General features: G+C 60.9%; 19 protein-coding genes and 2 pseudogenes. 13 read left to right on the top strand and 8 right to left on the bottom strand.

Going from position 1 to position 24,965, the window contains the following annotated elements; genetic code table 11:
• Positions 1 to 223 precede the first annotated feature (223 nt).
• From HU731_RS29075 to HU731_RS27745, 3 genes and pseudogenes are all read right to left on the bottom strand, one after another.
• Positions 224 to 709: pseudogene (locus tag HU731_RS29075) on the bottom strand (methyl-accepting chemotaxis protein); the annotation flags it as partial.
• 375 nt (positions 710 to 1,084) lie between these two features.
• Positions 1,085 to 1,960: pseudogene (locus HU731_RS29070) on the bottom strand (cache domain-containing protein); the annotation flags it as partial.
• Positions 1,961 to 2,255: 295 nt separating this feature from the next.
• Complete coding sequence (locus HU731_RS27745; protein WP_003190542.1) at positions 2,256 to 3,146, bottom strand: bestrophin family protein; 891 nt, start codon at positions 3,144 to 3,146, stop codon at positions 2,256 to 2,258.
• A 328-nt stretch (positions 3,147 to 3,474) separates the two neighbouring features.
• Between HU731_RS27745 and HU731_RS27740 the strand changes: the two genes are divergently transcribed.
• Both HU731_RS27740 and HU731_RS27735 read left to right on the top strand, forming a co-directional pair.
• Entirely contained in the window at positions 3,475 to 4,326 is an 852-nt protein-coding gene (locus HU731_RS27740; protein WP_186609117.1) for a hypothetical protein, read from the top strand.
• Between the two features lie 2 nt (positions 4,327 to 4,328).
• Positions 4,329 to 5,357 carry a GGDEF domain-containing protein gene (locus tag HU731_RS27735; RefSeq protein ID WP_186609116.1) on the top strand — a complete coding sequence of 343 codons (1,029 nt, stop codon included), beginning with the start codon at positions 4,329 to 4,331 and terminating at the stop codon, positions 5,355 to 5,357.
• Positions 5,358 to 5,851: 494 nt separating this feature from the next.
• On the opposite strand, the gene HU731_RS27730 is transcribed toward HU731_RS27735, so the two are convergent.
• Positions 5,852 to 6,151, bottom strand: coding sequence for an ArsR/SmtB family transcription factor (locus HU731_RS27730; RefSeq protein WP_003190545.1), 300 nt, complete (start codon positions 6,149 to 6,151; stop codon positions 5,852 to 5,854).
• A gap of 90 nt (positions 6,152 to 6,241) precedes the next feature.
• Here HU731_RS27730 and HU731_RS27725 point away from each other — a divergent pair, with 90 nt between their 5' ends.
• The 3 genes from HU731_RS27725 (at position 6,242) to HU731_RS27715 (ending at position 10,917) form a co-directional block, all read left to right on the top strand.
• Positions 6,242 to 7,333, top strand: coding sequence for an NADH:flavin oxidoreductase/NADH oxidase (locus HU731_RS27725; protein ID WP_138763184.1), 1,092 nt, complete (start codon positions 6,242 to 6,244; stop codon positions 7,331 to 7,333).
• A gap of 190 nt (positions 7,334 to 7,523) precedes the next feature.
• The gene (locus HU731_RS27720; protein WP_186609578.1) at positions 7,524 to 9,653 is read left to right on the top strand and encodes a TonB-dependent siderophore receptor; all 2,130 of its coding nucleotides are present in this window, start codon (positions 7,524 to 7,526) and stop codon (positions 9,651 to 9,653) included.
• Between the two features lie 664 nt (positions 9,654 to 10,317).
• Entirely contained in the window at positions 10,318 to 10,917 is a 600-nt protein-coding gene (locus tag HU731_RS27715) for a hypothetical protein (protein ID WP_186609576.1), read from the top strand.
• A gap of 7 nt (positions 10,918 to 10,924) precedes the next feature.
• On the opposite strand, the gene HU731_RS27710 is transcribed toward HU731_RS27715, so the two are convergent.
• Complete coding sequence (locus HU731_RS27710; protein ID WP_003190551.1) at positions 10,925 to 11,647, bottom strand: FadR/GntR family transcriptional regulator; 723 nt, start codon at positions 11,645 to 11,647, stop codon at positions 10,925 to 10,927.
• Between the two features lie 48 nt (positions 11,648 to 11,695).
• Complete coding sequence (locus tag HU731_RS27705) at positions 11,696 to 13,432, bottom strand: IlvD/Edd family dehydratase (RefSeq protein ID WP_019817288.1); 1,737 nt, start codon at positions 13,430 to 13,432, stop codon at positions 11,696 to 11,698.
• A gap of 192 nt (positions 13,433 to 13,624) precedes the next feature.
• Between HU731_RS27705 and HU731_RS27700 the strand changes: the two genes are divergently transcribed.
• The 7 genes from HU731_RS27700 to araH all read left to right on the top strand — a co-directional run bounded on the left by HU731_RS27700 (position 13,625) and on the right by araH (position 22,047).
• Complete coding sequence (locus HU731_RS27700) at positions 13,625 to 14,947, top strand: MFS transporter (protein WP_186609574.1); 1,323 nt, start codon at positions 13,625 to 13,627, stop codon at positions 14,945 to 14,947.
• Positions 14,948 to 14,963: 16 nt separating this feature from the next.
• Positions 14,964 to 15,956 (top strand): AraD1 family protein, encoded by a 993-nt coding sequence (gene araD1 / locus HU731_RS27695; RefSeq protein ID WP_186609572.1) that lies wholly within the window; start codon positions 14,964 to 14,966, stop codon positions 15,954 to 15,956.
• A gap of 10 nt (positions 15,957 to 15,966) precedes the next feature.
• Positions 15,967 to 17,547: an aldehyde dehydrogenase (NADP(+)) gene (locus HU731_RS27690; RefSeq protein ID WP_186609570.1), complete on the top strand. Its 1,581-nt coding sequence runs from the start codon at positions 15,967 to 15,969 to the stop codon at positions 17,545 to 17,547.
• A gap of 16 nt (positions 17,548 to 17,563) precedes the next feature.
• Complete coding sequence (locus HU731_RS27685) at positions 17,564 to 18,427, top strand: SMP-30/gluconolactonase/LRE family protein (RefSeq protein WP_186609568.1); 864 nt, start codon at positions 17,564 to 17,566, stop codon at positions 18,425 to 18,427.
• Positions 18,428 to 18,565: 138 nt separating this feature from the next.
• A complete protein-coding gene (locus HU731_RS27680; RefSeq protein ID WP_056784200.1) occupies positions 18,566 to 19,570 on the top strand; it encodes a substrate-binding domain-containing protein in 1,005 nt (334 codons plus the stop codon).
• A complete protein-coding gene (gene araG, locus HU731_RS27675; protein ID WP_217894826.1) occupies positions 19,567 to 21,069 on the top strand; it encodes an L-arabinose ABC transporter ATP-binding protein AraG in 1,503 nt (500 codons plus the stop codon). The genes HU731_RS27680 and araG overlap by 4 nt, the downstream gene beginning before the upstream one ends.
• Positions 21,070 to 21,078: 9 nt before the next feature.
• Positions 21,079 to 22,047, top strand: coding sequence for an L-arabinose ABC transporter permease AraH (gene araH, locus HU731_RS27670; RefSeq protein ID WP_186608225.1), 969 nt, complete (start codon positions 21,079 to 21,081; stop codon positions 22,045 to 22,047).
• Positions 22,048 to 22,169: 122 nt separating this feature from the next.
• Here the strand turns inward: araH and HU731_RS27665 are convergent, their stop codons facing one another.
• On the bottom strand, positions 22,170 to 23,318 hold the full coding sequence (locus HU731_RS27665; RefSeq protein ID WP_186608226.1) for an aldose epimerase family protein: 1,149 nt from the start codon (positions 23,316 to 23,318) through the stop codon (positions 22,170 to 22,172).
• Positions 23,319 to 23,456: 138 nt separating this feature from the next.
• On the opposite strand from HU731_RS27665, the gene HU731_RS27660 reads away from it, so the two are divergent.
• Entirely contained in the window at positions 23,457 to 24,224 is a 768-nt protein-coding gene (locus HU731_RS27660) for an SDR family NAD(P)-dependent oxidoreductase (RefSeq protein WP_186608227.1), read from the top strand.
• Positions 24,225 to 24,356: 132 nt separating this feature from the next.
• On the opposite strand, the gene HU731_RS27655 is transcribed toward HU731_RS27660, so the two are convergent.
• Positions 24,357 to 24,953 (bottom strand): glutathione S-transferase family protein, encoded by a 597-nt coding sequence (locus HU731_RS27655; RefSeq protein ID WP_186608228.1) that lies wholly within the window; start codon positions 24,951 to 24,953, stop codon positions 24,357 to 24,359.
• Positions 24,954 to 24,965 lie beyond the last annotated feature (12 nt).

The following is a 24,965-nucleotide window of genomic DNA, read 5'->3' as shown; positions in this document are numbered from 1 at the left end:
GAGAGAGGGCAAAGACGCGATTTTAGCAAGATAAGTAACCGGTTAGTACATTTGAGTCCTGCAATAGACTGTTGCAGGTACTGCGATGATGGGGCGGGCCGTTTCTGAAGCGGCATTAGTGGTCCAGGCAACGGCTACCCGGTGACGAGGGAGCAAGCTCCCTCGCCACAGCATCAGAACTTGAAACGCCCCACCAGCCCATTGAGCTGGCCGGAAATATCAGTCAACCGCCCGGACCCGGTCTGCGCCGAATGCGCAAAGCCTTCACCAACTGCGCGTCGGCGTGGATCTGCGCGATATGCCGGTTGATCTCTTCGGCCACCTGGTGCTGCTCTTCGGCGGCGGTGGCGATCTGGGTGTTCTGGTCGCGAATCGAGTCCACCGAACCCCGGATCTTGTCGAAGCTGTCACGGGCCTGCTGGATGCGCGCAACGCTGGTGTTGGACACCAGCAAGCTGCCTTGCATCTGCTGGGTGACTTCCTGGGTGCGGCGGGCGAGGTTGCCCAGCAGGCTGTCGATTTCGCCGGTGGCGTCGGCAGTGCGACGCGCCAGTGCTCGCACTTCATCGGCCACTACCGCAAAGCCGCGGCCCTGGTCGCCAGCGCGGGCGGCTTCGATTGCGGCGTTGAGCGCCAGCAGGTTGGTCTGTTCGGCAATCGAACGGATGGTGTCGAGGATGGTGTTGATGTTCTGGCTGTCTTGCTCGAGCAACTGCATGGTCTGTGTGGATTTTTGCAGGTCTTCGCTGAGCTTGAGCACGCTGCCGGTAGCTTCGCCGATGTGCTGCTGGCCGGTGTGCACGTCGCGATAGCCTTCATCGGCACTCGTGGCGGCGGCGCTGCATGAACGCGCGACTTCGTTGGCGGTGGCAACCATCTCGTTGAACGCGGTGCTCACCAGTTCCACGGCTTCGCGCTGGCGGCCGGCGGCCTGGTTCATATTGTTGGCCACGGCGCTGGTGTCGGCGGCGGCGGTTTGCAGGTCTGAGGAGGCGTTGCCGATGCGCTGCACCAGTTGCGCGATCATGCTCAGGAACTGGTTGAACCAGCCGGCGAGGCTCGCGGTTTCGTCCTTGCCTTGCACCTTGAGCTGGCGCGTGAGGTCGCCTTCACCTTCGGCGATTTCCTGCAGGCCGTCGGCCACGCCGCGAATCGGGCGCACGATCACACGGGCAAAACTGGCGCCGACGATGGCGAACACCACGGCCAGTACGGCGGCAATCGCTGCGATCAACCACGTCAGGCGGGTGGCACCGGCCATCACTTCGTCCCGCTTGATCAGGCCGATAAAGCGCCAGCCCAGGTCTTTGGAACTGACCACGTTAGCCATATAGGCCACACCGTCGATGCTCACCTCGGTCACCCCATCGCCGTGCTTGGCCAGTTCGGCGTAGTTCGCGCCCAGGCCTGCCAGGGGCTTGAAGTTGTGCGTGGCATCGCTGGGGTCCACCAGCACGTTGCCGTCGGCTTCCACCAGCATCAGGTAGCCGCTGTCGCCCAGCTTGATGGTGCGCACCAGCTCGGTGAGCTGCTTGAGCGACACGTCCAGGCCAACCACCCCAAGGACATTGCCCGTGGCATCCGCGACGGTGCGCACGGTGCCGATCAGCACCACATCGTCCGGCGCCCAGTAGTAAGCGCCTGTGCGCACGGTCTTGCCTGGCGCTGCGATGGCGGCCTGGTACCAGGGGCGGGTGCGCGGGTCGTATTGGGTCAGTTTGGTGTCGTCCGGCCAACTGGCGTAGCCGCCATCGCTCAGGCCCAGGGACAGGTAGGCGGTGCTGGGGTGGCTTTTGGCGAACTGATCGAAAATCGCCAGCAGTTCTATGTTGGTCGGCGTCAGCGGAATTTGCGCGGCATCGGCGCCGGCGTAGCTCTTGAGGTTCTTGGCCGCGATCACGCGCGGGTCCTTGGCGACGAAGTCGACATTCTGGCTGATGCCGTCGAAAAACTGCTGCATGCCATTGTCGATCTGGCGGATCTCGCGGCCGCTGCTGTCGAGGAAGTTGGCCAGCGCACCCTCGCGCAGATTCAGCACCACGATAATGGCGACCAGGATGACCGGCACGCACGCGATGGCCGCAAACGCCCATGTCAGCTTCTGCTTGATATTCATGACTTCACCCGCGGGTATTTATAGTTTTGGCAAGGGGAGAAAAATTTGGTGCTGCGTGTCGCAGGCGTTTTTGTGAGAGGCGAGGCCATGCGTACCCTCGGTATATCGGCCGAGGGCACTGGCACTTGAGCAAGGGCAATCAGGCGATCGGGTCACCGACCAGGGCATCGCGGCGCATCGACTGCAGGTTCTTCTCGATGGTCTCGCAGATGCTTTCCATCTGGATCTGGTGTTCGCTGGAATTGAACGGGCTTTGCAGGTCGGTGCCGATGCGTTCGATGGCCAGCAGCATGAAGCCCACGACGGTGGAGGCCAGCGGCGTGAACCAACCGAGGGATTCCACCAGGCCCACCGGCACGATCAGGCAGAACAACGAAATGAACAGCCGTGGGAAATACACGTAAGGGTAGGGCAGTGGCGTGTTGGCAATCCGCTCCATGCCGCCCTGGGCGTTGGAGAGGTCTACCAGGGTCGACTCCAACCGCGCCAGGCGAATGCTGTCCAGGCGCCCGGCCTGGTATTCGCGCGCCAGCAACGAGGCCGAGCCGGTGAGGATGTCGTTAGCGAAGTTATTGGTGGCGCCGTTGCGGGCAAATTCTTCGGCGGGGATAAAGGCTCGCACTTCCTCGGGGCACGGCTGGCCCTTGAGGTGCGCAGCCAGGCAATTGACGTAAGCCACGTGACGGCGCAACAGCGTCGACTTCACCGGGTTCACCTCACCAGGGGCGTCATCGAGCAGGGTCAACACTTGCCGGGCAAAACTGCGCGAGTTGTTGACCATCGCGCCCCACAGCGTGCGTGCTTCCCACCAGCGGTTGTAGGCGCTGCTGTTGCGAAAACTGATCAGCACCACCAGCGCCGAACCGAGCAAGGTCAGGGGCATCAGCGGCAAATTGATCTTGGCGGTGAGAAACAGCATGAAGTCCACTGTCACTGCCACATCCCACAACAACAGCCAGAACAACGCCCAGCCCACATAGCCCATGGTCTTGATGATCAAGCGGTATTTCTTCAGTAGGGCAGCTTTCAAACGAGAACCTCGCGGCGGGCGGTTGGCAACAATTCCCTGTTACGACGTCGCTGAGAGGGGAAGGTTCGCAGCGTGCTGAATCGATTAGTCCTCTAACCGCCAGGCGGAGTGAATGTAACCAAAGGTTGCGCGCAACTGTGTGCCACGGGCATTTGACTGTGGAACAACTTTGGTACTGATGACGTCTTGTCCGGCAATCGCTGTACATTGCGTTCGAGGCGAAAAGCCATTAATGGCAGGATTATTGAAGTGATTTGTTTTGGAGCCGGGCTGCAGGGATTTCGTAGCTGAGATCAGTGGCATCAAGTTGGATGATCAGGGCTCTTTCATGCGTGTCAGTTCGTTGAAGTTGGCTATGTGTAATACCGCGCAAGCGCTCGAACGTCATAAGGATTTTGAATCGTGCATGAGAGCGCATTACCACGTGCTGCTCGTGCCCTATTCGAGACGACCGTTTTTCTACAAGAGTGCCCTTAAATACAGCCGCTTGATGGTGTCGTTTGCATTATTGAGCCAATACTTTTCCACACCGCTGCCGTTGTTGGCAGAAGTTAAAGCCTTGTGCGTAACGCGCAAGTATTGTTCGAAAAACAGCCTGGAATCGATCTTTTTGCTGTTCCAGGCCCTGGGCTTCATGGAGGTTGCGCCGCACCCCGAAGACAGTCGCTTCAGGGTGTATGCACCCTCGGATGAAGCCTGCCGCGAAGCGCGGTTGATGCTCACCGCTCTCACTGAGTCGTTGGCCCTGCTCTACCCCGAGAGGGAAGTGTTCCGGCAGATGCGCGACCTGGATGACCGCGAGTTCCTGGCGCTCTACTTCAAGGGTTTTGCCATGATCCTCGCGGCCGAACTGACGGTGGATGTCTTGCTGCCCGAATGTTATTGGCTGGTCAAGCGCGACGCCGGCCATCTGTTGATGCTGGCGATCTACAACGACGCCTTTGCCCCTGAGAACGACCGCGCCACCTTCCGGTCGTCTTCCTACCTGGCCTTGGCCAAGCAACTTTCCGTGTCCAAGACCCACATTATCCGTATGGTGCAGGAGGGGGTTGAAAAGGGTTATTTCAAAGCCCACTCCAAAACCCAGCTGGAAGTTCTGCCACCCTTTGCCAGCCTGGTAAAGCGGTTCATGGCCTTTTCATTTGCGATGGGCCTGCATGCTATTGAGATGGGAGCGTAAGGATGCCTGCTAACTTGAAGTTGCGGCCCAGAATGCGCAGTTTGTTGTCACCTGCGGTGGTCCAAGCCGAATGGGTAGGGATTATTGCCTGGGTCGGCATGCTCCTGATTCCGCCGGCCTTGAAGTTGGACCTTTATATGTTGACCGTCACGGTCGGCCTGCTGATTGTTTGCCGGGTACATGCCACCACCACGAACTTTCTGCTCTGGCGAGTGCTGGGGGTCACCTATATGGTGTTGTTGTCCGTCGGCTTCGCTTATCTGATTCATTTGAACGAAGAGTTGCGTATCTACGGCTTGCCGCTGGCCGTGACCCTGGTGGTGGGCAGTGCGATCTTGTTTATCAGTGTCCAGGATTATCTGGCCGATGCGCTATTGATCTGGTTGATCCTGTGGCCGCCCATGCAGGCGGATATTTACGCGGGCACCGAGGTGTATTTGCTGCTGTTCTGCGCGGCGTCGGTGTCGATCGGGTTTATCTTGAGTTACTCCTACTTGAAGAACCTGCGTTCGGTATTGCTGGTGGAAAGCGAGTTTCGCGCCTTGGCCGAGACCGACTACCTGACCTCCATCCTCAACCGTCGTGCCTTTATGCAGAGCTTCGAAAAGTTGCTGGCCGGGGAGCAGGGCGGCTACTTCATCATGTTGGATATCGACAGTTTCAAAGAAAAAAACGACCTGTATGGCCACGACGTCGGGGACAAAATCCTGCGCGCCATGGCCCTGTGCCTGAAAAACGCCAAAGGCAGCCACAGCTTCGGGCGGATCGGCGGGGAGGAGTTCGGCGTGTTATTGCAGGGCGACGATGTGGAGGTGGCCTGTGATTACGCCCTGGACTTGTTGCAGGCGATCCGCAGCAGTGTGCCCGCGCCCCACCATTACACCTGCAGTGCAGGGATGGCGCGTTTTTCGCCGGGCGACGAGTTGTCGGCCGTGCTCAAGATGGCAGACAAGAACCTGTACGGCGCCAAGCGCAATGGCAAAGACTGTGTGCACCTGGACGGCGCGCTGTTAAAGGCGATCTTGTCCTGAGGCTTGCCGTCTAGCGCATAGGTATCTATACAACTTTCCAAGTTGTAGCAGCCAACGCTAACCACGATGCGAAGCGAGCCGCTCTTGATCTGCTTTTGATCTTGATCTTAAGCGCCCCGTTAAACCACGCTGGCCGGAATTCGACAGGGATTTGGGGGGTAAACCGGCAGGGATGCCGGTTTAGCCGCCCCGCGCCATGGATGGCGCGTGGCGGCGGCCCCCCAAATCCCTGGCGGATTACGGGCACACCGAGCCTGGGCGAGGTGCCGAGTGGTGGGGCAAGAGCCCTTTGGTTACTTTGGGGCTCTTTTCCAAAGTGAGCCGCCGTCAGGGCGGAACCCTAAGTGGCCGTTACCGCAGCAATGGATATGCACACAATCCAACCGTGTTGACTGCCAGGCCGCCATCGCAGGCAAGCCAGCTCCCACAGTTTGGATCGCGGGGTGGCAGGCCGTCACGGGAGCAAGCGCCCTCGCCACAGGCCCAGCGTCGGGTTAGTGCTGTGACAACACACTGGCCAGCAACCCAGGGAAGCGGCTTTCCAGCTCGTCACGGCGCAACGAGTTCATATGGGTGGTGCCCACATTGCGCGTGTGCACAAGGCCCGCATCGCGCAATACCCTGAAGTGATGAGACATGCTGGACTTGGGCCGCCCTCCGTCCAGTTCGCCACAGGTGGCCTCTGGCACGTTGGCCAGGTAGCGCACGATGTCCAGGCGTACGGGGTCGCTCAAGGCGTACAGCACACGCTCAAGCGTCAATTCTTGCGGGGTTGGGTGTTTGAAGGCTCGCATGGGGCGGATCATAACAGGGGGGTAGCGTTCAATACCATAGTTCGATTACCATCGAACTATCGAATCACTCACCCCTTCCTGGAGTTCCCAATGTCGGCCTTGTTCGAACCGTTCAAACTCAAAGATGTGACCTTGCGCAATCGCATTGCTATCCCACCGATGTGCCAATACATGGCCGACGACGGCATGGTCAACGACTGGCACCACGTGCACCTGGCTGGCATGGCCCGTGGTGGTGCCGGCCTGCTGGTGGTCGAAGCCACTGCGGTCGCCCCTGAAGGGCGCATCACCCCAGGCTGCGCCGGCATCTGGAGCGACGCCCACGCCCAGGCATTCGTGCCGATGGTCAAGGCAATCAAGGCCGCAGGTTCGGTGCCGGGCATCCAGATTGCCCACGCCGGCCGCAAAGCCAGCGCCAATCGCCCCTGGGAAGGTGATGACCACATCCCGGCTTCTGATGCCCGTGGCTGGGAAACCATCGCCCCGTCTGCTATCGCGTTCGGTGCCAACCTGCCCAACGTACCCCGTGCCATGACCCTGGAAGACATCGCCCGCGTACAGCAGGACTTCGTCGATGCGGCCCGCCGCGCTCGCGATGCCGGCTTTGAATGGATCGAACTGCACTTCGCCCACGGCTACTTGGGCCAGAGCTTTTTCTCCGAACACTCCAACCAGCGTACCGATGCCTACGGTGGCAGCTTCGACAACCGCAGCCGCTTCCTTTTGGAAACCCTGGCTGCAGTGCGTGAAGTCTGGCCTGAAAACCTGCCGCTCACCGCTCGGTTCGGTGTGATCGAATACGACGGCCGTGATGAGCAGACCCTCACCGAGTCGATTGAACTGGCGCGCCGTTTCAAGGACGGTGGCCTGGACCTGCTGAGCGTCAGTGTCGGCTTTACCATTCCTGACACCAATATTCCGTGGGGCCCGGCCTTCATGGGCCCGATTGCTGAGCGTGTACGCCGTGAAGCCGGTATTCCGGTGACCTCGGCCTGGGGCTTCGGCACGCCGCAACTGGCGCAAGGCGCGTTGCAGGCCGGGCACCTGGACCTGGTTTCGGTGGGGCGCGCGCATCTGGCCGACCCACATTGGGCCTACTTTGCCGCCAAGGAACTGGGCGTGGACAAGTCCTCCTGGACCTTGCCGGCACCTTACGCGCATTGGCTGGAACGCTATCGCTGAGGTACGCCTGCGCGTTGCATAAGCCACTCGATTGAGTGGCTTTTTTTCGCCCGCGATTTTTTTGCGACCTACGCAGTGAAAAATAACAAATGAGAACCGATATCAAACGAGAATGCGCTGATATATGATGCGCGGCGAATTCTTGGCAGGTTTGCCGCCCCATCTGGCTCATTCACTAGGTTCTACACCCATGCGTCGTACCCTGATTTCCCTCTGTGTGCTCCAGGCGTTTTCCCCCTTCGCGTGGGCAGAGCAGGCGCCTGCCGAGAATGCCAGTATCGAGCTGCAAGCGACCAATGTGACCGCCACCGCCGACCTTGAGTCGGCCCAAGGCCCGGTGCAGGGCTACCACGCCACACGCTCAGCCAGTGCGACGCGCACCGACACCGCCATTCATGAAACCCCGCAGTCCATCAGCGTGGTGTCCAAGGATGTGGTCGAAGACCTCGGTGCAACGCGCCTGCAGGATGCCCTCGACTACGCGGGCGGCGTGGGCCGTGCCAACAATTTCGGCGGGCAGGGCCTGACTACCTTTACCGTGCGCGGCTTCACCACCGGTGAGTTCTACCGTAACGGTTTCCCGATCAACCGCGGTTACCCGAACATGCCGGACGCCAACACCATCGAGCGTCTTGAAGTGCTGCGCGGCCCCGCGACCATGCTCTACGGCCGTGGCGACCCGGGCGGCACCTTCAACGTGGTGTCCAAGCAACCGCTGGCCGAACGCACCGTCACCCTGGGCAGCCAGCTCAATGACCAGGGCATGAAGCGCGGCACCCTGGATGCCTCCGGCCCGCTGGACGAGGAAGGCCGCCTGGCCTATCGCCTGAACGTGGTGGGCGAGGGCGGCGACACCTTCCGCGATCACGTCGAGACGGAACGCTACGGCGTGACGCCGGTGATCAGCTGGCAGGCCACCGATGACACCAAGGTGACCTTCGAAGGCGATTTCATGCGCAACAACCACCCGCTGGACCGTGGCCTGACGCGCTTTCCCAACCAGCGCGGCACGCCCTCGCGTGATACGTTCTGGGGCGACAAGGACGCTGGCAAGCTGCATAACGACAACAACATGGCGCAACTGCGTTTTGAGCATGCGCTGAGCGACAACTGGACCCTGGGCGGTGGTTTCCAATGGTTGGACGGCAGTTTGAAAGGCAATGCCATCGAAGCCAACGGGCCGGGTAGCCTGGGCGCCGATGGCCGCACGCTGCAACGCAACTTCAACTACCGCAAGCTGGAATGGACCGACAAGGACTATCAGCTCAACCTGACCGGGCACTTCTCCACTGGCGGCTTCGATCACACGCTGCTCACCGGTATCGAGTACGAGGATTACGACTACAAATCGATCATCCAGCGTTCCAGCGCCACTGCGGGCACCTACCCCATCGACATTTTTGACCCGGTGTACGGTCAAACCCGTCCAGCGCTGACCCGTACGCCGACCCACGATAAAGAGAACCTCAAGACCTACGCCGCTTTCGTGCAGGACCAGGTTGCCCTCACTGAGCGTTTGAAAGTGCTGGCCGGTGCGCGCTTTGAGCGTTTCGAGCATGATTACCAGAACTATGTAGGTAAAAGCTGGCAGGCCGCCGACAACGCCGTCACCCCGCGTGTGGGTGTGATCTACGACCTCACCGACACCGTCGCGGTGTATGCCGATGCCGCGCGTTCGTTCAAACCCAACACCGGCGCTAGCCGTGAAGGCGGTGGTTTTGCGCCGGAGAAGGGCAAGTCCTACGAGATGGGCATCAAGTGGGAGGCGCTGGACCGGCAGTTGAGCGTTGATGCGGCGATCTATCAGATCGAGAAGAAGAACGTGCTGACCACCGACCCCGTGGACAATACCTTCAGTGTCGCGGCTGGCCAGGTGCGCAGTCGTGGATTTGACCTGAACGTGGCAGGCAACCTCACGCCCGAATGGCGTGTGATCGGCGGTTACGCCTACGTAGATGCCGAAGTCACCCGTGATAACACTTTGCGCTCTGGCACTCGCTTGATGAACATCCCGCGCAACAGCTTCAGCCTGCTCAACGTCTATGAGTTCCAGGACGGCGCGCTCAAAGGCCTGGGCCTGGGCGCCGGCGGCAAGTACGTCGACCAGCGCGCCGGCCAGACTGCTAACACGGCATTCTCCATGGACGCTTATACCGTGGTCGACTTGCTCGGCTACTACAAGGTCAATGAGCAGGTGCGTCTGAACCTGGATGTGAAAAACCTGTTCAACCGCGAGTATGAAGAAGGCGCGTTCGGCAATATCTACGCCTACCCCGGTGCACCGCGCACCGTGCAGGTGGGCATCGCCTATACCCTGTGATGAACAGCGTCGATATGTGTGGCTTGCCTGCGATGGCGGCCTGCCTGGCAACGCCTACTACCTGACACCCCACGGTCCAACTGTGTGCGGGCTTGCTCGCGAAGGCGGGCTGGCAGTCAACACAGTTGGATTGGGTACATATCCATTGCTGCGGTAACGGCCACCTAGGGTTCCGCCCTGACGGCGGCTCACTTTTGAAAAGCGCAAAAGTAAGCAAAACGCTCTTGCCCCACCACTCGGCACCTCGCCTAGGCTCGGTGTGCCCGTAATCCGCCAGTGATTTGGGGGGCCGCCGCCACGCGCCATCCATGGCGCGGGGCGGCTAAACCGGCATCCCTGCCGGTTTACCCCCCAAATCCCTGTCGAATTCCGGCCAGCGTGGTTTGACGGGGCGCCTGAGATCAAGATCAAAAGCAGATCAAGAGCGGCTCGCTTCGCATCGTGGTTACCGGGGGGTTGACTGCTGCAACCGAAGAAGTTGTGTAGATACCTAGGGTTATCGCAGGCGAGCCAGCTCCCTCGCCACAGTGCCCTGCCTCCTATTCACCTGTCAGGTTTGACAGTAGACACTGGCCCTTGATCGAGGGATGTTTGCCCCTAACGTGCCAGTGCAGCAGTCGGCGCTCATTGCTTTTCGAAGCCACGCTTAATAGGGATATTAAAAATGGAACGGGAACTGATCGACGAAGTTGAAGAACTGATCAAAAAGACTAACGACGCCGAGCGTCTGTTCACCCGATACGCCACCAAGTGCTACACCTCAGCCTTGCAAAAATATGCCAAGGACATCAGCGAAACCTCCTACACCTATCTGCTGGCCGAGCTGGCCGAGGGTTCGTTGAGTTCGGAAATTCTCGGCCGTCCAGGCGCCAATATCAGCCTGGTCAGGATCGAGATAGAAGAGATCATGCTCGAAGCCGATGTGATCAAGAAACTCAAGCGGGCCGAAACCCATTACCTGGAAACCCTGGAATCGGTGCGCAAGTTCGAAGACCTAAAACGCTTCGAAAAAATGCAGGACACGTCCGATATCGTCCGCTCGATAAAACTCGGCGTGTCACGTTTCAATATCCTGTTTGTCATTCTGCTGATTGGTGGGTTGACATGGGCGGCGATCAATCTGCCTAAAGAGGCGTTGGCGTTGATTTCCGCGGCGATCGGCGGCGCCATCACCCACTTGCTGTCCGAGCGCCAGGCCGTCCTGGCGCTGAAAAAAGAGGGCGATAACACCTGCCCCAGGGCCAACACTAACAATCAGGAATGACGCGGGTTTACAGCGGCGTCAACACATTCATCACCGTGTCCAGCGCCACTCGCGTGTCATCCAGTTGCACCAGCGACGCATGCCGCGCACCCAGGGCATCGCGGTTCTGGATCGCCGTGAGGATCGCCTTGTGCCGAGGCAAACTCAGGCCCTGGATGTCCGGGCGGCGGTTGGTGATGTTGATCGACTCGCGCAACGGCAATGAGAGCATGTTGCACATATAGGCCAGCAGGTCGTTGCGGGTGGCGTCGGCAATCGCACGGTGGAAGTCCAGGTCGGCCTGAAGCAGCTCCTCGTGGGTCTTGGCGGTTTCCATGCCCTGGTAGGCGTGTTCGATGGTGGCGATGTCTTCATCGGTGGCGGTGGTCGCGGCCATGGCGGCGATCTCCGGTTCAAGGATGCGGCGCACCCCGGCCAGGGTGTTGAAGAACTCGCTGTGGGGCGTGGACTGCATCAACCAGGACAGCACGTCCGGGTCGAGCAGGTGCCATTTCAAGCGTGGCCGTACCACCGCGCCCACCCGTGGCTTGGAATACACCAGGCCCTTGGCGCTGAGCACCCGCGTGGCTTCGCGCAATACCGAGCGGCTGACCTGGTATTCCTCGCACAGCGTGGCTTCCATGGGCAACCGTTCCTCGGGCTTGAAGCGACCGGAAACGATGTGCATGCCCAAGTCCTGAACGATCTGGGCATGCTGGCTCTTGCGCGGCTTGGGCGGCTGGTGATCCATAACGACGGGGAGGCTCTGGCTTAGATTCGCCGCATCATAGCATCCCAATTAGTGGGAATGCCGTGGGACTTCTGCCCCGCGACAGCCTACCAGGAAGTCAAAGTCACAGCCTTGGTCGGCCTGCAGCACATGGTCGATGTACAGCTGGCGATAACCGCCGACAATGAGGTTCTGCGCGGGCGGCAGGTCGGCCATGCGTGCGGCCAGTTCGGCGTCGGGAATGTCCAGGTGCAGGCGGCCATTGGCGCAGTCGAGTTCGATCCAGTCACCTTCCTTCACAGTCGCCAACGGCCCGCCAGCAGCGGCTTCCGGTGCCACGTGCAACACCACGGTGCCGTAGGCAGTGCCGCTCATGCGCGCATCGGAAATGCGCACCATGTCTGTCACGCCCTGGGCCAGCAGCTTGGCGGGCAAACCCATGTTGCCGACTTCGGCCATGCCGGGGTAACCCTTGGGGCCGCAGTTTTTCATGACCAGGATCGAGTTGGCATCCACGTCCAGCTCCGGGTCGTTGATGCGTGCCTTATACATGTCGAAGTTCTCGAACACCACGGCGCGGCCACGGTGCTGCATCAGTTCGGGGCTCGCGGCCGAAGGTTTGAGCACCGCGCCCAGGGGCGCGAGGTTGCCACGCAGCACGCAGATGCCGCCGTCGGCGCGGATCGGGTTGTCCAGGGTGCGGATCACTTCGTCCTGGCCGTAGATCGGCGAATCCTGGGTGTTCTCGCCCAGGGACTTGCCGTTGACCGTCAAGGCGTTGGGGTGCGGAATAAGGTTGGCTTCACCCAGGCGGCGCAGCACGGCGGGCAGGCCGCCGGCGTAGTAGAACTCTTCCATCAGAAAGCGCCCGGAAGGTTGCAGGTCGACGATGGTCGGCATGCCACGGCCGATGCGAGTCCAGTCATCCAGGTCGAGTTCGACGCCGATGCGCCCGGCGATGGCTTTCAAGTGAATGACCGCGTTGGTCGAGCCGCCGATGGCCGCGTTCACGCGGATAGCGTTTTCAAATGCCTCCTTGGTGAGGATCTTCGACAGCTTCAAGTCTTCACGCACCATCTCCACGGCGCGCATGCCCGACATGTGCGCCAGTACATAGCGGCGCGCATCTACGGCCGGAATCGCCGCGTTGTGGGGCAGGGAAGTGCCCAGCGCCTCGGCCATGCACGCCATGGTGGAAGCGGTGCCCATGGTGTTGCAAGTACCCGCCGAACGCGACATGCCACCCTCGGCCGCGAGGAAGTCATCCAAGGTGATGGTGCCGGCCTTGACCTGTTCGCTGAGCTGCCACACCACCGTTCCCGAGCCGATGTCCTGGCCCTTGTGCTTGCCGTTGAGCATCGGCCCGCCGGTGACCACGATGGCCGGCACGTCACAACTGGCCGCGCCCATCAGCAGCGCCGGGGTGGTCTTGTCGCAGCCGGTGAGCAGTACCACGCCATCAATCGGATTACCGCGAATCGCTTCTTCCACATCCATGCTCGCCAGGTTGCGAGTGAGCATGGCGGTAGGGCGCAGGTTGGATTCGCCGTTGGAAAACACCGGGAACTCCACCGGGAAGCCACCGGCCTCGATCACGCCACGCTTGACGTGCTCGGCGATCTGGCGGAAGTGCGCGTTGCACGGCGTCAGCTCCGACCAGGTGTTGCAGATGCCGATGATCGGCTTGCCATGGAACTGATGGTCGGCAATGCCTTGGTTCTTCATCCAACTGCGGTACATGAAACCGTTCTTGTCGGCGGTACCGAACCACTGGGCAGAGCGTAGGCCGGGCTTTTTGTCAGGCATGATCGATTCTCTTATTGTATGACTATATGTTCTATGCGTGCTTAAACATAAGCGCAAAATCGATGCTTTGGAAGTGTTGTTTTGTAAATAGTCCTACTATATAGTCTTTCTCAACTGAGGTATGACCCTGGCGGATTTTCGCGAGAGGCGTCCCCCGAGCTTCTATAAAAACAACAATCGGAGATCGACCCCATGAGCCAGGAACTGCGGCTTATTCGGCGCATCACGCTGAAACTGATTCCCTTCCTGATCCTGCTGTACCTGATCGCCTACGTGGACCGTTCCGCCGTGGGCTTCGCCAAGTTGCACATGGGCGCTGACGTGGGCATCGGCGACGCCGCCTATGGCCTGGGTGCCGGGTTGTTTTTCATTGGCTATTTCCTGTTCGAGATTCCCAGCAACCTGATGCTCGACCGCTTCGGCGCGCGGCGCTGGTTTGCGCGCATCATGATCACCTGGGGCGCCATCACCATCGGCATGGCGTTCGTGCAGGGGCCACACAGCTTCTATGTGATGCGCTTTTTGCTGGGCGCGGCGGAGGCGGGGTTCTTTCCCGGCGTGCTGTACTACATCACCCAATGGTTCCCGGTGCGCCATCGCGGCAAGATCCTCGGGCTGTTCATCCTCTCCCAACCGATTGCAATGATGATCACCGGCCCAGTGTCCGGCGGTTTGCTTGGCATGGACGGCATCCTCGGCCTGCATGGCTGGCAGTGGCTGTTTATCGTGATCGGCACCCCGGCGATCCTGCTCACCTGGCCGGTGCTGCGTTACCTGCCGGACGGCCCCCAAAAGGTCAACTGGATGAGCGAGGAAGAAAAAGCCTGGCTCACTGGCGAGTTGCACAAAGACCTGCAAGCCTACGGCCAGACGCGCCACGGCAACCCCTTGCATGCGCTCAAGGACAAGCGCGTGTTGCTGCTGGCGCTGTTCTACCTGCCGGTGACCCTGAGCATCTACGGCCTCGGCCTGTGGCTGCCCACCCTGATCAAGCAGTTTGGCGGCAGCGACCTCACCACCGGCTTCATCTCCGCCGTGCCCTATATCTTCGGCATCATCGGCTTGTTGATCATCCCGCGCAGTTCCGACCGCTTGAATGACCGTTACGGCCATCTCGCCGTGCTCTATGTACTGGGCGCCATCGGCCTGTTCTGCAGCGCCTGGCTTACCGTGCCAGTGCTGCAAATGGCCGCGCTGTGCCTGGCGGCGTTTGCGATGTTTTCCTGCACCGCCGTGTTCTGGACCTTGCCCGGTCGCTTCTTTGCCGGCGCCAGCGCGGCGGCCGGTATTGCCTTGATCAACTCGGTGGGCAACCTCGGCGGCTATATCGGCCCGTTCGTGATCGGTGCGCTCAAGGAGTACACCGGCAACCTGGCTTCAGGCTTGTATTTCTTATCCGGTGTGATGGTGTTCGGGCTGCTGCTGACCCTTGTGGTCTACCGCTTGTTGGAGCGCAAGCACTTACTGCCCGTCGACCAATTCGCCGCCAGCGCCCGCGGCGCCACACGCACTTAAATCCAGGAGAACCCGCATGCGTTTAGTTCAGTTCGAGTTGAGCAACGGTGAGCGCCGCGTCGGCGTGGTAGAAGGCAACCAGGTACGCGAAGTGCGCGGCGCCCACAGCGTGCGTGAACTGGCGCTGGCCGCCATCGAAGCCGGCGGCAAGTTGCAGCAACAGGTAGAAGCCCTCGGCCTGGGCGCCAGCCATGACTACGCCGTCTTGTTGGCGGACCATAAAATTTTGCCGCCGCTGGACCACCCGGACCCTGCCCACATGCTGATCAGCGGCACCGGCCTTACTCACCTGGGCAGTGCCTCGGCCCGCGACAAGATGCACCAGCAGGCCGGCGACGACAGTGCGATGACCGACACCATGCGCATCTTCAAATGGGGCGTGGAGGGCGGCAAACCAGGCGCTGGCCAGGCCGGTGTGCAACCGGAGTGGTTCTACAAAGGCGATGGCAGCATCGTCGTGCGCCCGGGCCAGGCCTTCCCGGTGCCGCCGTTTGCCGAAGATGCCGGTGAAGAACCGGAAATCGGTGGCCTCTACGTGATCGGGCATGACCGTAAACCCTATCGCCTGGGCTTTGCGGTGGGCAACGAGTTCTCCGACCATGTGATGGAGCGCAAGAACTACCTGTACCTGGCTCATTCCAAGCTGCGCAGTTGCAGCTATGGCCCGGAGCTGCGCGTGGGCGAGCTGCCCCAGCACTTGGCGGGCACCAGCCGCATCCTGCGCAACGGCGCAGTCATCTGGCAGAACGAATTCCTCAGTGGCGAGGCCAATATGTGCCACAGCCTGGAAAATCTCGAATATCACCACTTCAAATACAGCCAGTTCCTCAAGCCGGGCGATGTGCACATTCACTTCTTTGGCACCGCCACCTTGTCATTCGCCGACGGTATACGTACCCAGCCGGGCGATGTGTTCGAGATCAGCCAGGCTGAGTTCGGCGCGCCGCTGGTTAACGGTATCGGCAGCAGCGATGCGGTATTTGAACCCGGCCAAGTCACCCCCCTTTAAGGAGATCAACATGACCCCGTTCCTCGGCCACAACTACATCGGCGGCCAGCGCAGCGCCAACGGCAGCATCAAGCTGCAAAGCATCGACGCCACCACCGGCGAAGCCTTGCCCCAGGATTTCTACCAGGCCACCGCTCAGGAAGTGGATGCCGCTGCCCAGGCCGCAGCCCAGGCTTACCCGGCCTATCGCGCCCTGAGCGCCGCACGGCGTGCACAGTTTCTGGATGCAGTGGCCGATGAGCTGGACGCCTTGGGCGATGACTTCGTCGAACTGGTCTGCCGCGAAACCGCCTTGCCGGCCGCACGCATCAAAGGCGAACGCGGGCGCACCAGCGGCCAGATGCGTTTGTTCGCCACCGTGCTGCGCCGTGGTGACTTCTACGGGGCGCGTATTGACAAGGCCCTGCCAGAGCGCCAGCCGCTGCCGCGCCCAGACCTGCGCCAATACCGCATCGGCCTCGGCCCGGTGGCGGTGTTCGGCGCCAGCAACTTCCCCCTGGCGTTTTCCACGGCTGGCGGCGACACCGCCGCCGCGCTGGCCGCCGGTTGCCCGGTGGTGTTCAAGGCCCACAGCGGGCACATGGCGACCGCCGAGCGCGTGGCCGATGCAATCATTCGTGCCGCCGAGGCCACTGAAATGCCGGCCGGCGTGTTCAATATGATCTTTGGCGGCGGCGTCGGTGAGGCGCTGGTCAAGCACCCGGCGATCCAGGCGGTGGGCTTTACCGGCTCACTTAAAGGCGGCCGCGCCCTGTGCGACATGGCCGCGGCGCGCCCGCAACCGATCCCGGTGTTTGCCGAGATGTCGAGCATCAACCCAGTGATCGTGTTGCCCCAGGCGCTGCACGCCCGCGCCGAAAGCATCGCCCGCGACCTGACCGCCTCGGTGGTGCAAGGCTGCGGCCAGTTCTGCACCAACCCAGGCCTGGTGATCGGTATCGCTTCGCCTGGGTTCACCGCGTTCACGCAACAGGTCGCGCAATTGATCGGCGAGCAACCGCCACAGACCATGCTTAATGCCGGCACCCTGGGCAGCTACGACAAGGGCCTGGAAAAACTCCTGTCTCACCCGGGCATCGAGCATCTGGCGGGCAGCGCGCAATCGGGCAACCAGGCGCAACCGCAACTGTTCAAGGCGGACGTACGTCTGTTGATTGACGGTGACGAAGTGCTGCAAGAGGAAGTGTTCGGCCCCACCACGGTGTTCGTCGAAGTGGCCGACCAGGCCCAACTCAGCGCCGCCTTGCAGGGGCTGCACGGGCAATTGACCGCCACGCTTATCGGCGAACCGGCCGACCTGCAACAGTTCGCCGAACTCACGCCGCTGCTGGAACAGAAAGTCGGGCGCATCCTGCTCAACGGTTACCCCACTGGCGTGGAGGTGTGCGATTCCATGGTTCACGGCGGGCCGTACCCGGCAACTTCGGATGCGCGTGGCACCTCGGTCGGCACCTTGGCCATCGACCGCTTCCTGCGCCCGGTGTGCTTCCAGAACTACCCTGATAGCCTGCTGCCCGACGCGTTGAAAAATGCCAACCCCTTGCGTATTCAGCGCCTGGTAAATGGCACGCCATCGCGCGAATCGCTGTAACTGATCAGGAGGCTTCATGTCGTTGAGCGCAGTCACCCCGCACCGTGCCCAGTTGGGCGAAGGGCCGTTCTGGGATGCACCTACCCAGGCGCTGTATTGGGTGGATATCGCCGCCCGCCAGGCGCTGCGCCTGATGGGCGGGCAGTTGCAGGTGTGGCAGTTGCCCGAGCACGTCTCGGCGTTCATCCCCTGTGAACGCGGCGATGCGCTGGTGACCTTGAGCAGCGGCGTGTATCGCCTGGACCTGGCCACCGAAGTCTTGACGCTGTTGTGCGTGGCCGACCCGAAAGCGGGCAACCGTGGCAATGAAGCACGCTGCGATGCCCAGGGCCGGCTGTGGTTGGGCACCATGCAGAACAACATTGGCGAGCAGGGTGAAGACCTGCCGATTACCCGGCGTTCCGGTGGCTTGTTTCGCGTCGATGCGGATGCGCGGGTCACGCCGTTGCTGGCGGGCCTGGGCATTCCCAACACCTTGCTCTGGAACGAGGAGGGCAGTCAGGTGCACTTTGGCGACAGCATGGACGGCACGCTCTATCAGCATTCGATCCAGGCTGACGGCCAACTCGGTGCCGCCCAGGCCTGGTTCGGGCCGCACACACGCGGCGGGCCGGATGGCTCGGCCATGGACGCCGAGGGCTTTATCTGGAATGCGCGCTGGGACGGCAGTTGCCTGCTGCGGCTAACGCCCTCAGGTGCGGTGGATCGCATCATCGAACTGCCGGTCAGTCGTCCCACCAGTTGCGTATTCGGTGGGCCTGAGCTCACCACGTTGTATATCACCAGTGCTGCGAGTCCCTTGGGGCATCCGTTGGATGGTGCGGTACTGGCGATTGAAATGGATGTTCCCGGAAAACCCTGTCACCGCTTCGCCGGATAACCTGTAGGAGCGGGCTTGCCCGCGAAAAACGTCAACGATAACGCGTTCATGCTGAATGAACGCGTCGCCCTCGGGTTTTTCGCGAGCAAGCTCGCTCCTACAACGTTCTACCTAAAACAACAACAAGGAGTCACCCGTATGAATCGTCGTCGTGGTTTGCGTTCCCTGTGCTGCGCCGCTGTGGCGGTCTCGGCCATGAGCTTGAGCGGCCTGTTGCTGGCCGCTGAAGAAGTGAAGATCGGTTTTTTGGTCAAGCAGGCCGAAGAGCCCTGGTTCCAGACGGAGTGGGCGTTTGCGGAAAAAGCCGCCCAGGACAAAGGCTTCAAACTCATTAAGATCGCGGTGCCGGATGGCGAGAAAACCCTCTCGGCCATCGACAGCCTGGCCGCCAACGGCGCCAAGGGGTTTGTGATCTGCCCGCCGGACGTGTCCCTGGGCCCGGCCATTGTCGCCAAGGCCAAGGCCAACGGCTTGAAAGTGATGGCCGTGGATGATCGCTTTGTCGATGCCAAGGGCAACTTTATGGAAGACGTGCCGTACCTGGGCATGGCCGCATTTGAGGTGGGCCAGAAGCAGGGCGCCGCCATGGCCGCTGAAGCGAAAAAACGCGGTTGGGACTGGAAGGACACCTACGCGGTGATCAACACCTTTAACGAACTCGACACCGGCAAGAAACGCACCGATGGCTCGATCAAGTCGCTGGAAGAGGCTGGCATTCCTAAAGATCACATCCTCACCGCCCCACTGAAAACCCTCGACGTCCCAGGCAGCATGGACGCCACCAACTCGGCGCTGGTCAAACTGCCAGGTAGCGCGAAAAACCTGATCATCGGCGGCATGAACGACAACACCGTGCTCGGCGGCGTGCGCGCCACCGAAAGTGCCGGTTTCGCCGCAGCCAATGTGATCGGTATCGGCATCAATGGCACCGACGCCATCGGCGAATTGAAGAAAGCCAATAGCGGCTTTTTCGGCTCGATGCTGCCCAGCCCGCACATTGAAGGCTACAAAACCGCCGAGATGATGTACGAGTGGGTCACCCAGGGCACCGAGCCGCCGAAATACACGGCCATGGACGAAGTGACGCTGATCACCCGTGAAAACTTCCAGGCGGAACTGACCAAGATCGGGCTGTGGAAATGACCGCTGCGGCCCTGCGGTTTGACGGCATCGGCAAGACCTTTCCCGGGGTCAAGGCGCTGGATGGCATTTGCTTCACCGCCCACCCGGGGCAGGTGCACGCGCTGATGGGCGAAAACGGCGCGGGCAAATCGACCCTGCTGAAAATCCTCGGCGGCGCCTACATTCCGTCCAGCGGTACGGTGCAGATCGGCGCGCAAACCATGGCCTTCAAATGCGCCGCCGACAGCATCGCCAGCGGTGTGGCGGTGATTCACCAAGAGCTGCACCTGGTGCCGGAAATGAGCGTGGCCGAGAACCTCTTTCTCGGGCATTTGCCCACGCGCTTTGGCGTGGTCAACCGGAGCCTGCTGCGCAAGCAGGCCCTGGCCTGCCTCAAGGGCCTGGCCGATGAAATCGACCCCGACGAGAAACTCGGGCGCCTGTCCCTGGGCCAGCGTCAGCTGGTGGAAATCGCCAAGGCGCTGTCTCGTGGCGCCAACGTGATTGCCTTTGATGAACCCACCAGCAGTTTATCGGCGCGGGAAATCGACCGCTTGATGGCGATCATCGCGCGCCTGCGCGACGAGGGCAAAGTGGTGCTCTATGTGTCGCACCGTATGGAAGAGGTGTTCCGTATTTGCGACGCGGTGACGGTGTTCAAGGACGGTCGCTATGTGCGCACGTTCGAGGACATGAGCACGCTGACCCACGATCAACTGGTGACTTGCATGGTCGGTCGCGATATCCAGGACATCTACGATTACCGACCGCGTGAGCAGGGCGAAGTGGCGCTCAAGGTGGACGGCTTGCTCGGCCCGGGCCTGCGTGAGCCGATCAGTTTCCAGGTGCGCAAGGGCGAGATCCTGGGCCTGTTCGGGCTGGTGGGCGCGGGGCGTACCGAGCTGTTTCGCCTGCTCAGCGGGTTAGAGCGCGCCAGTGCCGGCAGCCTGGAACTGTGCGGGCAAGCGCTGCAACTGCGCTCACCCCGCGACGCCATCGCCGCCGGGGTATTGCTGTGTCCGGAGGATCGCAAGAAAGAGGGCATCATCCCGCTGGGCAGCGTCGCGGAAAACATCAACATCAGCGCCCGTGGCGCCCATTCCACCTTCGGCTGGCTGTTGCGCGAAGGTTGGGAGAAAGGCAACGCCGACCGCCAGATCCAGGCGATGCGGGTCAAAACGCCGAACGCGGCGCAGAAGATCATGTACCTGTCCGGCGGCAACCAACAGAAAGCCATCCTTGGCCGCTGGCTGTCGATGCCCATGAAGGTACTGCTGCTGGACGAACCCACCCGGGGTATCGACATCGGCGCCAAGTCAGAGATCTACCAGATCATCCATAACCTGGCGGCCAGCGGCATTGCGGTGATCGTGGTGTCCAGCGACCTGATGGAAGTGATGGGCATCTCCGACCGCATCCTGGTGCTGTGCGAAGGCGCCTTGCGCGGCGAACAACAGCGCGAGCACGCGACTGAATCCAACCTGCTGCAGCTGGCCTTGCCACGCGGCCTGGCGAACTGAGAGACGACCATGACTATTCAAAACAACGCGCTGCCCTCGGCACGCAAACCTCTGGACATGCGCGCATTGCTCGACAACTGGGCGATGTTGATGGCAGCCGTGGGCATCTTTGTGCTGTGTGCCTTGCTGATCGATAACTTCCTCTCACCGCTCAACATGCGCGGCCTGGGCCTGGCGATTTCCACCGTCGGTATTGCCGCGTGCACCATGTTGTTCTGCCTGGCGTCGGGGCACTTCGACCTGTCGGTAGGCTCGGTGATCGCCTGCGCCGGGGTGGTTGCGGCGATTGTGATGCGCGATACCGACAGCGTGATGCTGGGCATTGGCGCAGCGCTGCTGATGGGCCTGATGGTGGGGCTGATCAATGGCATCGTGATCGCCAAGCTGCGGGTCAACGCCTTGATCACCACGCTGGCGACCATGCAGATCGTGCGCGGCCTGGCTTATATCTTTGCCGACGGCAAAGCGGTGGGCGTGTCCCAGGAGCAATTCTTTGTGTTCGGCAACGGCCAATTGTTTGGTGTACCGGTGCCGATCCTGATCACCATTGTCTGCTTCCTGTTCTTTGGCTGGCTGCTCAACTACACCACCTACGGGCGCAACACCATGGCCATCGGCGGCAACCCGGAAGCGGCGCTGCTGGCGGGCGTGAACGTTGACCGCACCAAGATCCTGATCTTTGCCGTGCATGGCCTGATTGGCGCGCTGGCGGGAGTAATCCTGGCTTCACGCATGACCTCCGGCCAGCCGATGATCGGCCAGGGTTTCGAGCTGACGGTGATCTCGGCCTGTGTGCTGGGTGGGGTGTCGCTGAGCGGCGGCATCGGGATGATCCGCCATGTGATTGCCGGGGTGTTGATTCTGGCGATCATCGAGAATGCGATGAACCTGAAGAACATCGATACCTTTTATCAATATGTGATTCGTGGTTCGATCCTGCTGTTGGCCGTGGTCATCGACCGCATGAAACAACGCTGAACCCAGGCCATCAGAACAATGTAGGAGCGAGCTTGCTCGCGAAAAACGTCAACGATAACGCGTGTTTCCTGAACAGTCGCGGTGCCTGTGAGTTTTTCGCGAGCAAGCTCGCTCCTACAGTTTTAATCAGCGGTGAATTTGAAGAGGGTGCTCTGGGTGTAAGTCTGCCCAGGATTCAAACGAGTCGAGGCAAAGCTTGGCTGGTTAGGCGCATCCGGAAAATGCTGGGTCTCCAAGGTAAACCCACTCCAATGCTGATAGGTTTTGCCGCCTTTGCCCTTCACCGAACCGTCCAGAAAGTTGCTGGTATAAAACTGTACGCCGGGCTCTGTGGTGTAGAGCTGCAAACGCCGCCCTGATTCAGGATCATGCACCTCGGCAGCCAGTTGCTTGACGTCCCCTTTGGTATCCAGCGCCCAGTTGAAGTCGAAGCCACCTTGCTTGGGCTCGGCGAATTTGAGCTGCGGATGGTCGTCTTTGATGTGCTGGCCGATAGGTGTGGGCTTCAGAAAGTCCATCGGCGTGCCCTTGACCGGCGCCAATTCACCGGTGGGAATCAAGGTGGCATTCACCGGTGTGTAGTGGCTGGCGTGCAAGGTGGCGACCTGCTTGAGAATGTCGCCGTTGCCCGCGCCGGCCAGGTTGAAATAGCTGTGGTTGGTGAGATTGAGCACCGTCGGTTTGTCGGTGGTGGCGGTGTAGTCGATGTGCAGTTCGTTGTTGTCGTTTAGGCGGTAGGTGACCTCGGTTTTCAAGTTGCCCGGAAAGCCCATTTCTCCGTCCTTGGACAGGTAGGTGAGGGTGACGCCCACCGAGTCTTTGTCCTTGACCGATTTGGCTTGCCACACCTGCTTGTCGAAGCCCTGGGCGCCGCCATGCAATGAGTTGGGGCCGTCGTTGAGCGGTACCTGGTAGCGTTTGCCGTCGAGTTCGAAGGCGCCGCCGGCCAGGCGGTTGCCGAAGCGGCCAATGGTCGCGCCGAAAAACGCGGTACCGCCTTGGTAGCCTTGCACGTCATCAAAGCCCAGCACCACGTCGTCGAGCTTGCCGTGTTTGTCTGGCACTTTTAGCGACTGCAGCACGCCGCCGTAGGTGATCACCGTGGCTTGCATGCCATGGCTGTTGCGCAACACGTACTGTTCGACGGCGGTGCCATCGTTGGTTTTACCGAAGGGTTTGTGTTCGCTGCTAAGGCCAGCGGCGTGTGCGCCGCCGCTGGCGATCAGCATGGACAGCGCAAGGCCGGACAGCAGGTATCGAGGGTGCTTCATGGTCGAACTTCCTTTTGTTGTTTTGCTGGAATAGTTCTACTAATTTGAGATATTTTGTCGATATGACAGCAGATTTATAGCCTTTAACGCCGTTCTTGCAAAATAAAATAAGACTAATTAAGCGGAGCACTGATTGTTATGACTACCCAGCGAGCGATTTATCCCGACCTCAAGGACAAAACCGTGCTGGTTTCCGGCGGGGCTTCGGGGATTGGCGAGTTCATGGTGCGGGCCTTCGCCGCGCAGGGCGCCAAGGTGGCGTTTGTGGACCGTGCACAGAGCCAGGGTGAACGCCTGGCGGCGCTGCTGAACTCCAAAGGGCAGCGTGTCGAGTTCGAGTGCTGCGATATCACCGACGAGATCGGCTACCGCGCAGCGATCGGGCGCTTCGAGCATTCCCTGGGGCCGATCACGGTACTGGTCAACAATGCAGCGAACGATGTGCGCCACAGCCTGGAAGAAATCGACTCGCACATGTTCGACCAGCTGATTGCGGTCAACCTCAAGCATGCCTTCTTTGCCGCCAAGGCGGTGGTGCCCATGATGAAAGAGGCCGGTGGTGGTTCGATCATCAACCTGGGCTCGGTGGGCTGGATGATGGCCTCGGCCGGCTACCCCGTATACGCCGCCAGCAAGGCCGCCGCCCACGGCATGACCCGAGCCCTGGCGCGGGAACTGGGGCCCAACCATATCCGCGTCAACACCTTGGTGCCGGGTTGGGTGATGACCGAAAAACAACTGGCCATGTGGGTCGACGACGCCGCCAAGGACCTCATCGCCCGCAGCCAGTGCCTGCCCGGCAGCGTGATGCCGGAACACATCGCCAACATGGCGCTGTTTTTGGCCTCGGGTGCCTCGGCGATGTGCTCGGCGCAGAACTTTATCGTTGACGGCGGCTGGGTATAGCAACACCAACAGGGCCCGTTGTAGGAGCGAGCTTGCTCGCGAAAAACGTCAACGATAACGCGGGCTTTCTGAATGAACGCGGCGCCTGTGAGTTTTTCGCGAGCAAGCTCGCTCCTACACATTAGCGCGAGTTCATTCGATGGGGTAACGCTTGAACGCCGGGTGCTGCTCCAGGCGTTCAGCATGGCGCTTGAGGTTGGGGAACGCTTCGGCCTTCACCACCGAGGCCACGGTGAACTGGCTGAACGACCAGGCGACGGCTGCGGTGAGGGAGGCCTGGGTCAGCGCTTCATCGCCCGCCAGTTGCTTGTCCAGCAACGCATAAGCCGCCAGCAATTGTCCGGTAACGCGCTCAAGCCAAGGCGCATGCAATTTTTCGGCGGGGCGCAGGTTGTGTTCATAGACGATCTGCACGCTTTTCTCACAGGCCGCGAGCGCCAGCCCGAGTATGTGTAGGTCGCGAGCACGTGCCGCCGGTTGTTGGGGGAGCAGCTTCTTGTCAGCCGGCGCCAGCGCTTCCAGGTAATCGAGGATCAGGCTCGAATCCATCAGCACCGTCCCGTCGTCCAGCACCAGGGTAGGGGCCTTGACCACCGGGTTGATCTGGGCAAATTCAGCGTAAGTGCTGAACACCGACAACGGCTCATGCACAAAGTCCACCCCGTATAACTCCAGGGAAACAGCGACGCGGCGTACGTAGGGCGAGTCCAGCATTCCGACCAGTTTCATGCAGCCTCCATT

The sequence above is a fragment of the Pseudomonas salmasensis genome (genome assembly GCF_014268375.2).
GTDB lineage: Bacteria > Pseudomonadota > Gammaproteobacteria > Pseudomonadales > Pseudomonadaceae > Aquipseudomonas > Aquipseudomonas salmasensis.
The sequence above is the reverse complement of the archived record's forward strand: the minus strand, read 5'-3'. Positions and strand labels throughout refer to the sequence as shown.